General features: G+C 38.8%; 5 protein-coding genes. All 5 read left to right on the top strand.

The window, feature by feature from the left end; genetic code table 11:
- The first annotated feature begins 323 nt into the window (after window positions 1-323).
- The 5 genes from ACJJH9_RS03240 (at window position 324) to ACJJH9_RS03260 (ending at window position 14,396) form a co-directional block, all read left to right on the top strand.
- Entirely contained in the window at window positions 324-4,787 is a 4,464-nt protein-coding gene (locus ACJJH9_RS03240) for a hypothetical protein (protein WP_444924292.1), read from the top strand.
- A gap of 91 nt (window positions 4,788-4,878) precedes the next feature.
- A complete protein-coding gene (locus ACJJH9_RS03245; protein ID WP_444924293.1) occupies window positions 4,879-7,770 on the top strand; it encodes a glycosyltransferase in 2,892 nt (963 codons plus the stop codon).
- 997 nt (window positions 7,771-8,767) lie between these two features.
- Window positions 8,768-10,978, top strand: a complete 2,211-nt coding sequence (locus ACJJH9_RS03250; protein ID WP_444924294.1) for a glycosyltransferase family 2 protein — start codon at window positions 8,768-8,770, stop codon at window positions 10,976-10,978.
- A 690-nt stretch (window positions 10,979-11,668) separates the two neighbouring features.
- Window positions 11,669-13,441: an SLC13 family permease gene (locus tag ACJJH9_RS03255; RefSeq protein ID WP_444924295.1), complete on the top strand. Its 1,773-nt coding sequence runs from the start codon at window positions 11,669-11,671 to the stop codon at window positions 13,439-13,441.
- A 34-nt stretch (window positions 13,442-13,475) separates the two neighbouring features.
- Complete coding sequence (locus ACJJH9_RS03260; protein WP_444924296.1) at window positions 13,476-14,396, top strand: glycosyltransferase; 921 nt, start codon at window positions 13,476-13,478, stop codon at window positions 14,394-14,396.
- The last annotated feature ends 17 nt before the right edge of the window (window positions 14,397-14,413 follow it).

A 14,413-nucleotide genomic window follows, 5' to 3' on the forward strand; every position in this document is an offset into this window, starting at 1 on the left:
AGCTAGAAAATTTAGTCTTCATGACATCTAAATTCATCTTTAGATTTATATATGTAGGGATATTAAAACTAACTTGACTGTTGGCGCTCGTTTGTTTTAATTATTTTGTGTGTTTTTATTAATTTCAAGAATTACACCATATTTAATTTTTTTATCTGAATATTTGTTAAGAATACAGCTTCAATAACAAAAATATTTTTGCTTGACATGCTGATTTTTATAATTTTTTCAATTGTATGTATTAGTCACCTATAAAGCATTTATTGTTACAAATCTAATGTATCTTTTAAGAAGTACACTAGGCCGATAAGGGAACTATTGAAATGCAATCTGATCTGGCGTTAAAACCCGCAATAAATAACTTGGCCCAAAGTTCAATGTTTTGGGCGCCAACTTTTCTTCGTAAATCCTTATGGTTAGAGCATGTTCCCTTTCTTTTTTGGTTGATGGAGGCACATCAGCCAAGGATTTCAATGACCTTAGGATTGGAAACTGGTGTTGCTCATCTTGCACTTTGTCAAGCAGTTCAAAGATTGAGAATGGAGACGCGTTGTTATGTGACTTATCCACAGGTTGTGAATGATCTAGAATCTTCAAGTTTTGAAGCTATAAATTTCAATGATCAGAACTATGATAGTTTCTCTCTTAGGTTAGATAGTAGCCTGCTAAAAGCTGCTAGTCAGTTTAAAGACAGAACTATTGATCTTCTCTTAGTGAATCCCACTGAGGAAGAGGATCTAGATGGCTTATTAACACGTTGGAAGTCAAAACTCTCTCCCTACGGAATACTGCTTATACCTGGTGTTTCAAAATTGGCACCAAACTGTGAAATTAATCATGTCTTTCAGGAATTTTCAAAAGAATATCCAACTTTTACATTTCATCATGGCGAAGGGTTGGGTGTTGTTTCTGTAGGTGGTGAATTAGGCCCTCTAATGACTAATTTGTTTGATAGGGTTGATTCAAATTCCTCCTTGCAAGTAGTCAGAGATGTGTTTGCCCGTCTAGGCAGGACTTGTAAAGATGCATTACAGGCTAAAGAATATCAACAAAAAGCTGAAATATTGGAGACTAATTTAGGCGAGCAAGAAAGTAAATTGAAGCGGTTGGGGGAAGATTATGGAGATGCTCAGATTCAACTGGATTCTAAAAAAAGAGAGTTGGAAAATTTTAGCTTGCGCATGGAGAAAATTGTTGAACAAAACGCTCATGAGCGTGGCCAATTGGCTGAGAGAGTCAGTGTTTTACAGGAGTTTCGTGATGATCTGAAAGTTGAAGTTGAAAAACTACGTCAGAGGCTAGATGAACAATACCAACAAGTAAATGAGCGTAATCAACAACTTTTACAGCTTCATGCAGAAGGTATTGAGCTGAGACAAGAGTTAGCAAAATATCAAGTACGCTCAGAATATAGCACTGAAGAAAAGAATAAAGTTCAGTCTGAGCATCAACGGTTGAAAGAGTTGTTAAAGCAGCAAAAAGATGAATCTGAAAAATTATCAACAAATATCAAGGATTTAGAGCATAGGCTTTCCTTAAAAGATGAGTTATTAAAACAATTAAAAGATGAAGGTACTAAAAATCTTGAAGAGATTAACTCACGAAAAGAGGAGTTAACTAAGCGGGATGAGAAGTTGCAAGCTATAAAACATGAATTAGCAAGTGAACGGGATTTCCACAAAAAAAAAGACAATGAGGTTGCAGCTTTAAAGCTAAAGCTTGAGGAGAATGAAAAGGCAAAAATAGAACTCCAAGACGTTATCTCTAAGAACGATGAAACATTAAATGCACAAAGATCTATAAATGATGTTCTAAAAACAGATTTATCAATACAGGAACAGCAGCAAAAAAAGGTTCAAACCAGAGCTGAAAAACTGGAGAAAGAGCTAGAGGAAGTTTTATGCCAATCTGTTAGTGCCGTAGCTTCTAAAACAGAACTTGAGCAAAAGTTGAAAAAATTACAGGCAGAAGAACAGATTAGAGTTCAGCTCCAGAAAAACTATTCGGAATTGGAAGCTAAATTTTCTGAAATTAAGGCTAAATACGATATTAATGTCCTGGACAAGAAAAAATTTGATGAGGAGCATCAAAAATTTCAGGAAGAAAAACGGATCAGGGAGAAAGCTGAAGAAAGTGTTTTGAAGCTTGAAAAGAATCTCGCTGAGGTTATCAACAAGTCTAAAATTATTGACTTAGATAAGAAGAAACTTGAAGAACAAGTTCTGAAGTTAAAGGGTGAAGAACAACTTAAGAAACAGGCACAAGATCAAGTATATCAACTAGAAAATAATCTATCTCAAGCTAAGAAAGATTCGGTCAGTATTGCTTTAGAGAAGAAGAAGCTTGAAGAAAAAATACAAAGTTTAGAAGGGGAGCAGAAGCTAAGAAAGCAAGTACAAGACTGTTTAGCTCAGTTAGAAAAAAATCATACTGAGCTTGTTAAAGAGTCAGAGAGAACGATTTTAGAAAACAAAAAGCTTCAGGATCAGATAAAGAAATTAAGTGAAGAGCAAAAGCTTAAACAAATAGCTCAAGATCGCGTTTCCAAGCTTGAAAAAAATATTGTTGAGTTCAAAAAGGCTTCTGATAATCATGCTCAAGAAAAGAAAATATTAGTAGAGCAGGTGAATTCCCTAAAAGGAGAGAAGCAGTTAAGAAAGCAGGCCCAAGATTGTGTGGTTCAACTTGAGAAGAGTCTCACCGAGATAGGTAAAAATTCTGAAAGCATTTTTGCCGACAATAAAAAACTTCAAGAACATCTGGCAAAATTAAAGCGCGAGAACCAGTTGCTTCTAGACTCGAAAGAGCAGTCGACGCAACTGAAGAAAAAAGTTTCTGACCTTGTGAGAGATTTAGAAAATGAATCCAGGGAAAAAGTTGCTTCTGAGTTTAAGGTTAAGAAATTAGAGGAGGAAAAGCTTCAGTGGAAGGAGGTAAAAAGCAATTCAGAAAAATTGCATAAAACTATAGAAGATATTGAGCTTAAGCTTAAAGTTTCTTATTCAGAGAATGCAAAGTTGTTGCAACGAACACAGAATCTAGTGCAAGAGCAAAGCAAATGGAAAGAGACCAGAACTCGTGCTGAGAAGCTAGAAAGTACTCTTGCTGAAATGGAATCTAACTATAAGAAAATTTCATCTGAAAAAAATCAACTTTTCACTCAGTTGGATTCTCTCAATAAGGAAAAAGAAATCTGGCACAAAGCACAAGAACAGGCTAAAAAAGTTGAATCAAATTTGATTGATCTACAAAGTAAGTTTAATGCTGTTGATCAAGAAAAAATAAAAATTGAACAAAAGCTCACAGTATTCGAGGAAGCTCAACAACAGTGGCTACAGACTCAGGAGTATGCAGAAGAACTTGAGCGTGATCTCGCGAAAGCTGAAAGTAAGTTAGAAGCCGTCTTAATTGAAGAAGGCGAGCTTGATGAGTGGATACAAGCTCTAGAAGAGGAAGAGGAGAGAAGAAAAACAGCACAGGATCTCACAAAAAAATTGGAACTGGATCTAGAGGAGCTCAAGGAAAAATCAAGTTTTACTTATGCTGAAAAAACTAAACTTGAAGATAGAGTCCTGCTATTAGAACAGGAAATCGTGGAGATCCAAAGAAAGTGTGAGAATAAAGACTTAGAAAAATCAGAGTTGGAAATTAGGGTAGGTGTACTCCATGATGAGTGGCAGAAAGCACAAAACATTGAAAAACAACATAGGAGTGAAATCGATCAACTCAAGACTAGGATTGATGAGGTTAAGTCAGGTAAAAGTTTATTTCAGAGTAAAAGCCAAAAACTGGCTCAGGAATTAATTGAAAAAGAGTCTTTGTTAAAGGATTGTTCTAATGAAATATCAAACCTTAATGAGTTGTTAACTATTTCTGAAAAACAGAAGACCGATTTAGAGTCTAATTATGAAGAAAAGAATCTTAATTTGAATAATAATATTAAACATCTTGAGAATGAGTTGATAGATCGAAATGAGGATCTCGTTGAGTTTAAGAAAATTCATGATCGACAACAGGCGGCCCTTGAACAATTGAAGAAAGATTTATTGACGAGAGATATGCACTCTCAAAAAGATCAGGACCGTGTACTTCAGCTAGAACAATCACTTAAGTCCACTGAAGAAAATCTAAGGCAATCTAGGCATGAAAGACAAGAGATAGAAAAATCATGTGAGGAACTTAGTTCTCGATGTAAGAGTTTAGACCAGGGACTGAAGTCAGTCGAAAATGAACGGGATACACTTTTGCAATCGAAACAACAGTTACAGCTCCGTATTCAATCCTTAAAGTCGGATTTAGCTGGTGCAAAAGGGGCTGTTGATGAACGTTTTAAAGAACTTGCATTACTGACTCGTTTATTGGAAGAAAAAGAAGAAGAAATGACTAGTCTTCGTATGAAGATAGATGGAAATCTTGAGAAGTGCCTAAGTGAGGTTGAGCAGGTGGGCAATAAAAAGGGTCTTCCAGTTGCTATTCCTTTTAGTAAACGTGCGAAGAAAATGCGCAAGCAGAAAAAAGACTTAGATCAAATTACTCATTCAGGCTTGTTCAATGCCGAATGGTACTTAAACTCCTATCCAGATGTAGCAGAAGATAAAAGCTCAGCAAGTAATCCAGCTTTACATTACCTAAATTTGGGTGCCTTCGAGGGACGTAATCCAGGGCCTGATTTTGATAGTCAGTGGTACCTTGATAGTAATCCTGATGTTAAAGATAGCGGATTTAATCCTTTGATTCACTACATCTCTATGGGAAAGGATGAGGGCCGACAGCCACTACCCTGTTGAGTTATTCTATCCTGTGTTTTGTATCAAGCGCCTATTTCGTATGCTAAAAGGCAAATTTTCAAAATCCTATTCTACAAGGAATGAGGATCTTTTGATTACTGCCGAACAGTTCGACTCGGATTGGTATCTCAATACCTACCCAGATGTTGCTGCTGCAGGAGTCAACCCTTGGATTCACTATATTAACCATGGTAGATTTGAGGGGCGACGCCCCTTTCAAAATCGAGTTATCGCATGGGAATATCATCTGTGGAGGGGAGGCGATAGAATACTTTTACCCAGACTAGAGCACTTTTTATTAGAGACCAATGCAATTGAGCAAGAGCGTCAATATGCAATCTGGACTATAGCACGCTGGTATGCAGTACATAATGAGTGGTTGAAGGTGTTGAACTCTCTTCAACTGCTTCTAACTTCTCATCATTTCTATCCCTCTCATGCCGGCCCCTATCTGCTTTTATTTGAAGCTGCATTGCAATGTAATAGATGCCATACAGCTAAGAAAACGTTTGAAATACTTTCTCGGCGTTTTGGAAGTCAGATTGATGTATCTCTTGCAGAGATTAATTTACTTTCTTCTAGAATCATTAACGGTTTTGGCGATAGAAACCTAGATGAATCACGTTTAACTATACTGAATAGAATTTTTTTACAGCATGGACTGTATACTCTAGATGCAAAAAGCAATGCGACTCTAAATCTCGATTCCCTCTATCTAAAAAAATCATTACCAGTTACTAAAGATTGTGAGGGAATAAAGGTATCGGTGATAGTTCCTGTTTATAATGCTGAACGGACTCTAATTACGGCACTTCGTTCATTGTGTGAACAAACTTGGCGAAATTTAGAAATTTTGATAATTGATGATGCCAGTGAAGATAACACTTGGCAATTAATACAAAATTACATAATAAATACTTCTTTACAGCCTGGTATAGCAATTAGATTGCTACGTCATAACAAAAATTTAGGAACCTATGCCGCTCGAAATACAGGACTTTCTGTTGCTGAAGGTGACCTGATTACAACTCATGATAGCGATGATTGGTCACACCCTCAAAAGATCGAATATCAGGCTAACGCCCTATTATCTAATCCTGATAAAGTTGCCTGTACCTCTCATTGGGTACGGACCACAGAAAATTTTCTTTTTTCGCACTGGAGGTTGGAGGATAGTTGGGTTTACCGCAATATTTCTTCTTTAATGTTTCGTCGCTCAGTTTTTAACGCACTGGGCTATTGGGATAGGGTATCTGTTAATAGTGATACTGAGTATTACCTAAGAATTATCAAATATTTTGGGGGCGATGCTTTAACCGAAATTTTACCCGGAGTACCTCTTAGCTTTGGTCGTATTCACAAGGATTCTTTAACTCTTTATGACGAGACTCACCTTATTACACGTTATTATGGTGTTAGAAAAGACTATGAGGATGCGGCTAGGCGCTGGCATTCAGAAATTAAGTCCCTAAATGATCTTTATTTACCTGAAATACCTAAGGTTAGGCCTTTCCAGGCTCCTTTCGCAATCTGTACTACCAGAAAAAATGAAAATATATCTAACCCTATGGATCTGGTACAACAGTCTGGTTATTTTGATCCTGCATGGTATCTGGAGCAGTACTCAGATTTGCAAGATGCAACGGTAGATCTATTTGAGCATTATTGGAAAGTGGGTTCTATGGAGGGGAAGGATCCAGGTCCATTGTTCAGTACCTCTTACTATGAGTATCGTTTTCCTCAGGCTAGGGCGGAAAATTTGCCCGTATTACATCATTTTTTAACTGTGGGATGTGTACAAGGATTAAAACCTCTGGATGTATTACCTGGAAATCAATTACAGCGTACTGGAGCACTGAATCTTTTAATATGTGCACACCAGGCTGGTAAGCACTTATATGGAGCTGAACGTAGCTTACTAGATGTGCTTAAAGTTTTAAATGAATTGGGAGTAAATCTATTTGTTGTACTGCCAAGCGCTATCAATGCTGAATACATTAAGTCTATTAGGTCTAAGGTGGTAGCACTTACAGTTATTCCTTATGGTTGGTGGAAGGCTGGGCGAATTATTAACTCCCTTACTCTGGAGATGTTTAAGTGCCTGATCAAGAGATTTGATATTCGGGCTGTCTATGCCAATACATTAGTACTTGATGAGCCATTGATAGCTGCTCGACTGTTGAATATTCTTAATATTGTACATGTGCGAGAGCTGCCATTCGCTGATGAGGCACTCTGCCGGATTTTGGGTGCAAGTCCTGAATTAATCACTGAACGAGTGCGCAAATTAGCTGACATTGTTTTGGTAAATTCTCTGGCTGCTGAGCGTGAAATTGCTTCAAGTAACACTGTTGTGGTGCCAAATATAGTCGATGTTTCCAAATTTGAGTCTATTCATTATCCAATTGCCCCTGAAAATAAGCTTATTACCATTGCCCTTATTAGCAGTAACTTACCCAAGAAGGGACTGGCAGATTTTGTAGAATTAGCTGATATACTTGAGCAACGAGAGGTACCCGTAATTTGTAAATTGATTGGCCCAGAGACTGAGTATATCAAGTCTTTACAAATCAAGAAGCGTAATGGTGAGGTATCAAAATATTTAGAATTTAATAACTATACAGCCTGCCCATGGCAAGCGTTAACTAATGTGGATATAGTGGTGAATTTATCAAACTTTCAGGAGTCATTCGGTCGTACTGTATTGGAGGCTATGGCTGCTGGGTTACCAGTTGTTGCATATCACTGGGGAGCTCTACCAGAGCTAATAGTCAATGGAAAGACTGGCTTCCTGGTTCCATTTAAAAATTTGAATTCTGTAGCTGACAGAATAATTGAATTAGTTCAGAGTAAAGACCTACGTCTGAATTTTGGTAAAGCAGGCCGTATACATGCGAGAAAATACTTTAGTGAAGCCGTATTGCGTGATCGATTAAATACAGTGCTATCGATGGTTGTTGATCAGACATTTTTGCCGCAATAAAATATTTGACCTTTCTTCCTGTTGTATCATGTTCGATGATATGGCTTGAATTTACTTCAAAGCAGTCTTTACATACTCTTCTAAAAATATAGAATCTTTGTAAGCTGAAGAAAATATTGCTTTGCAATAAATTTCTTTATTAGTTAGGTATAAACTAAAAAAATTTAAAAATAGTTCACTTCAAATCTAAGGAATTATGTCAAGATGGATTGTATTTAAATTAAACATTAAAAAATATGAGGGCCTAATTTTTATCTTATGCTTTATTATAAATAGAGAATCCTCATGAACTGTCAACATTAACTAGACACGTGTGCCCTGATCAAATTATTTCTTGAAAATGTTATTTCTTGACATCCTTCGCAGGCTGTTAACCTATCACTTATTTGTTAATTTCTAATTTAACTTTAAGTAAATTCAACTATGAGAGTTAACTATTGCACAGGCTCCTAATCCCTCTTTGCTTCTTTAATAAGCTAATATTATTGGGATATTTATTGATCGATTTGTGTGTTGACAGCGGTAATAGCTTCCATCACTAGTAGCACTCTCGTTTTTTTAGTTAAAAGCTCTTTAGAGTCGATTGTGACGTAAAATTCCTCACAAAGTTTTTATTGTGATTTATGTTTATACTTGATTGCTAGTCCATAGATGGTGATTGGTTTTATCGTGCTTTGTATTCAATCGATTACTCGCTTTATCTCTGATATTTGTTATGTCGGCACCATGTTATATTCAAAAAAATTATATAGTCAGTCTAAGTGTAATGAAAAAATTTTAAGATGGTATTTCTGTCATCTGTTTTTACCCCCTTTTTTTGTATCAATTTATAAATGATTGGAGTTATAAAATAATCCATAGAACTCTTCCAATAATTAATTCGTCTAAAAATTTAATTTCTACGGGTTTTATTTGTGAATAATTATTAATAATATTTAAAAGTTTATTCATAGTATTAGCCTGAGATGCAACGTACATATAATGGGAGCTTGTGGGGATGTATATGGAGGCTAAACATTTAAGAATTACTGTCCCTCATTTTACTAGATACGACCTACGACCATTGTTGCAGCCGCTTCAAGGCATCAAAATCAATAAAAGTGTTGATGGTTGTATTATTGGAAAATCTACCTCTTGTCAATCTAAATTTTCTATTACTAATGATGGGTTTTCTCGTGGTTGGTACATGGTAGAAGTTTTAATTGAGTCGGATCATAGCTATTTAGACTCTAGCTTTATACTTCAACATCAAGGCCGACGAAGGTCCCAGTATCTTCGTTTGCCTGTTCGTAATGCACGCATATCCAAGCGTTTGCTTTGGTTTGCCAGGGGAGGAGAGGAATTACAGTTTTCTCCGGCTCAAACTGAGTGCAAATTTACAATTCGTCAATTAACCCTTATTCGTGTGTCATTACTTTTTGCTCGTGATCGAATGCGTTCACGACTTAAGCGCCGCCAATTACAAGTGCCATTCAGGCTCACAAACCGCTGGGCTTGTTACGATGCCACATTTAGACCAGCTGGGGTACGGGTATCTTATAGAGATTGGGTGAATAAAATAGAACCAACTTTTTGGCCCGATTCGCTTGACTCCCCGGATAAAGTAAAATTTTTATTGTTAATGCCCATTAATAAAAGTGACTCCCTAGGCTCTATTAGAAGTACCATCGATTCTGTTCTGGACCAAGATTATAAAACTTGGCAACTTTTTATTTTACTTTCAGATGACATTAAAAAAGACACTTTTAATGTACTTGATAAAATTGTGAGTGAAAGTAATCAGATTAAATGGTTTGATAAAACTATATCTATAAATCAATTTGAAAATCTTATTTCTTTTGATACTTATCACCTTTTATGTCCCCCGCGTGCATCACTTGCTTTCAAAGCACTCACTTGTCTACAGCATGTCTTGCAGAGCAAGCCGCATGCAAAACTAATCTATGCGGATGAGGATTTTCTTAATGAAGCTGGGAAAAGATGCCTGCCTGATTTCAAGCCTGCCTGGAATCCTGATCTTTTCTTTTCAAGGAATTATATTGGTGAATTTGTCCTCTTTGCTCCCGGCTTGTTAGAACTCTCTGAAATTTATAAATTATTTTCTGAAGAGGCATGGGATTATTCGTTATTTCTCCTGGCTTTACGAAAGCTAAAGAAACCGCAACGGGAAATTATCCATGTTCCCAGAGTCCTTTTTCACAGGCAGAAATCCTTTGACAATACAAGATATCTACCAAAGAGTCAGCATATTTTAAAGGCGTATTTAAATGATGTAGGATGTAGGAATGTTGAAGTAAAGCCTGTTAAAAACCATAAGGTACTTAAAGTTCGTTGGCCTCTTCAAAAAGAAGAACCCCTGGTTTCTCTTTTGATCCCCACACGAGATATGTTATCGATACTTCGTCAATGTATCGAAAGTATTCTTTCTCGAACCATCTATAAAAACTACGAAATACTGGTTCTGGACAACCAAAGTGTTGATCCGAAAACACTAAAATATTTTTCTGCGTTGAAAAGATATCCCAATGTAAGAGTACTTAAGTACGATGCGCCTTTTAATTACTCGGCAATCAACAACTTTGGCGTCCAACATGTTCGTGGTGATATTATTGGCCTGATAAACAATGATATCGAAGTGATTTCTCCTGACTGGCTGAATGAAATGGTTTCCCACGCCTTAAGGCCAGATATAGGTTGTGTTGGCGCCAAACTGTATTATGGCGATGGCCGTATTCAACACGCCGGTGTTGTTGTTGGTCTTGGTAGATTAGCAGGTCATGCCCATAAGTTTTATCATCGCAACGAAGAAGGTTATATGAATCGTTTGATGTGCACACAAAATTTTTCTGCTGTTACAGCGGCTTGTTTAGTGGTCCGTAAGAGTATTTATGAATCTGTTGGGGGGCTAGATGAGGAACATTTTGAGGTGGCCTTTAATGATGTCGATTTCTGTTTGAAGGTTAAGGAAGCTGGTTATCGCAATCTATGGACACCTTGGGCAGAAATGTATCACCATGAATCCATCAGTCGCGGTATTGATAATACTCCAGAGAAACGGGCTCGATTTGATCGTGAGGCAATGAGTTTGAAGACACGGTGGTCTACAGATGAGGGAAAAGACCCTTACTACAGTCCATTTTTGACTCACACTAGAGAGGATTTTTCTCTAGGCCTTAATGAGAGAACAAAAGCCCCTTTGTGGCGTTGAGTAATCAAATTAGTCGACAAATGTCAGGGGTTATGGTTTGCTCGGTTGATGGTCTTTCAAAACGGTAATATTAACTCTGACTATAGCATTTGAGTAGCTATTCAGGATGCTAAGCGCTCCAGTTTAGGAGTACGAAAAAAAGCTGAAAGACAGCTCGATGAGGGTTAAACTAAAATTTAGGATTTGTTTTAAGCTTCTAAGTCTTTTGTAGATGTAATATCAGTTTGCCCGAATATGCCGGCTCTATAAAGCTGCCCCTCTAAATTACTCGATCGCGAGATGATTAAGTTCCCAGCTATCAATAAGATTTCGTATATACGATAGTATATAGATTTATAGCTGATACTCCCTATCATACAGCCGCTTTCATACTCATTGCCAAATTTCATATGAGGCTTTAATGAGTGTTCACGGGCGAAATCAATTTATCCTATGATGACCCTCTGGGTTGGTATATTGCTTTATGTGGTTATGTTTTAACCAGATTGTAACTTTCGCGGTGAGAATCATGTTTGCGGTATTGAGAACCGGCTCCCTCATTAGTCTCTCTAAGGAGTTCTCTGAAAAACATGACCGTATGAACTCCTTTGATAGAAGAGCTGAGTTAATCTTGAGGATGGGAGAAAAGCTAATCGTTGGGTGTTGGCAACAGATTTAGTATAGTTTGCCTTTGCCAAAGATATCTATCAGGTGAAGTATCTACCTAGGTTACCAGAGCGACACTCCAACTTTATGACTTTCTCCCAATTCTTTGTTGCCGGCACTTTCGTTCTAGTTATCTTTACTTTGATTTTTAGTCGCGTTCGTCCCTCTCTGGTTTTTGCCTCTGCTGCTACTGTATGTTTTTTGACCGGCTTGGTTCCTGTCGAGTCGGTTCTACAAAAAGCAGTTAATCCCGGCCTGGTGACATTGGTCGTGTTACTACTAATCTCTATTGGCTTGGAGAAAGCACGCTGGCTCAGGGCGATCTCTGATGGATTGATCGGTGGGAGGTTGAAATCCAGCTTACTAAGACTTACTAGTGCTACAGCCTTGAGTTCTGCTTTTTTAAATAATACAGCTATTGTCGCGGCGTTGGCATCCAGCGTTAAGGCTCAGAAGCGCCACCCCTCAGGTAAGCTGCTGTTGCCGTTATCTTATGCGGCTATTCTCGGTGGTACGCTGACACTGATAGGTACCTCCACAAATTTGATTGTGAATAGCTTTGTTCTGGATAGGGGGGAAGCGTCACTGGACTTTTTTGCTTTCCTACCTATTGGTAGTGCTGCGGTTGTGGTCGGGCTGGTAGTATTGTTTCTGTGCAATCGTCTGCTCCCCGAAGGAGGCGCTGTAGAGGAGGAGGCGGCTCAATATTTGTTGGAGGCTGAAGTCACTCCCGCTTCACCGTTGGATGGTCGTAGTGTCGAGCAAAACAATTTGCGCCAACTCGAAACACTTTACCTAATCGAGATTGTCCGTGGAGGGCAGAGTATTAGCCCTGTGGCCCCCACCGAACTTATTCGTAGTGGTGACAAGCTGATTTTTAGTGGTGATGTACGTGACATACAAAGGCTCCAGGCCATAGAGGGGCTGCATTTGTTTGCATTGGATGATGATACTCTGCATATGGACCTGACAGAGGTCGTTCTAACTCCCAATTCCAGTATCGTCGGTGAAACCTTAAAAAGTTGTCAGTTTCGAACTCGTTTCGATGCAGCCGTGGTGGCAATGCGCCGAGGCGGTGATCGCCTGTCCGGAAAGCTTGGTGAGATTGAGCTTCAACCTGGAGATGCCTTACTTTTGGCGGTAGGACAGGATTTTAAGCACCATCGTAATATTGATAAGAACTTCTATGTAATCAGTGGTACTGATGTACAGCGCCAACTAACTTCTAGGGACAGCTGGTTACTGGGGCTGGGGTTCGCCAGTGTTGTGGCAGGATCAGCTCTGGGGTTTTTTTCACTACTAAAAGGCTTGGTGGTATTGCTAGGTTTTATGGTGATATTGAACATCGTTACTACCACTGAACTACAGCGGCGCTTTCCATTCCAGATCTGGATCATTATTGCCAGTGCGTTAGTCTTAGCAGAAGCTTTCTCCGGTAGTGGACTGGCAGATAGTCTTGCTGTGTCAATGCGAGATTCACTCCAGGGGGCCGGGCCATTTGTTGGGGTTATTGGTATTTTTTTGTTAACTCTGTTGTTAACCGAATTGATGACCAATAATGCTGCAGCGGCGCTCACATTTCCATTAGCCTGGAGTTTAGCCGATAGCTTTGGCGTTAGTTGGATGCCGTTTGTGATGGCTGTAGCCTATGGGGCCAGTGCAAGCTTCCTGACACCTTTTGGCTATCAAACTAATTTAATTGTACAAAACTTGGGTGGTTACCATTTACGTGACTTCTTACGTGCAGGCTTACCCCTCACAATTGCCTATTCAATTACAGTTTTGATACTACTGCCAATCATATTTCCTTTTAAGTGATGACCCTATATTTACCTGAACTATTGGAGTATGAATGGAAGTAGTCAGCCGTTGGATCGTTGTAGAGGAGGGGCCTAATCCCTCGACCGATTACTTTGTTATTCCCTACTTACGCAAGCTTGGGGTAAATATCAAGCGCTTGAATTTCAATGAGCTTCCTTCTGAAGGTGAGCTCAAAGGGGCGCAGCTCATTTTTGTACGTTATATTTCTCGTTCCTGGCAATCACTGATACAACAGAATTTAAGCAAGTTATCTGGCGTTTCGGTATTTCTTGATGATGATTTGTTGGATTGGTCGGCCTTCGCGAGGATGCCAGTGCGCTATCAGGCCAAAATCCTGCGCTATAGCTGGTCCAAACAGCGTTGGCTAAAGTCTATAGGGGCGAAATTACTGGTCTCAACTCCATTTCTACAGAATAAATATCGGGATTGGTCCCCTGAATTATTGTCGGCAGAGCCACTGGATCTAGATAAAGGACAGCAACTTTCTGTTTTTTATCATGGATCAGCGTCCCACTATGAGGACATCAACTGGCTCTATCCAATTATCAAAGAAGTAATGGCGGAAAATCCGGATCTGAGCTTTGAAATTATTGGAGATAAACATGTAAATCGTTTATTTAGTGGTGTACCAAGAGTGCGGGTACTGTACCCCATGAAATGGACTACTTATTTATCCTTGCTACGGAGGCCGGGACGTTCTATAGGCTTGGCTCCTCTTTTGGACAGCCCCTTCAATAGGGCAAGATCCCATACCAAATTTTATGATATTACACAGGCAGGTGCGGTGGGTATTTATGCGGAAGGGGATATCTACGGTAAGGTGGTTCGACATCAGGAGAATGGGATTCTATTGCCTATGGAGCCATCACTCTGGATAGAAGGCATTTTACAATTGGCCGCTGATGATGCTTTGAGAGGAAAACTGCTGAGTGAGGCAAAAAGATGCCTGTAGTTGGGCACTGCTCTTTA

The organism is Microbulbifer mixtoriginis (SeqCode), assembly GCF_052466715.1.

What these genes read in the sequence shown, in the direction of transcription:
- ACJJH9_RS03260 (WP_444924296.1), top strand. Translation starts at nt 13,476, where the DNA reads ATGGAAGTAGTCAGCCGTTGGATCGTTGTAGAGGAGGGGCCTAATCCC.
- ACJJH9_RS03240 (WP_444924292.1), top strand. Translation starts at nt 324, where the DNA reads ATGCAATCTGATCTGGCGTTAAAACCCGCAATAAATAACTTGGCCCAA.
- ACJJH9_RS03250 (WP_444924294.1), top strand. Translation starts at nt 8,768, where the DNA reads ATGTATATGGAGGCTAAACATTTAAGAATTACTGTCCCTCATTTTACT.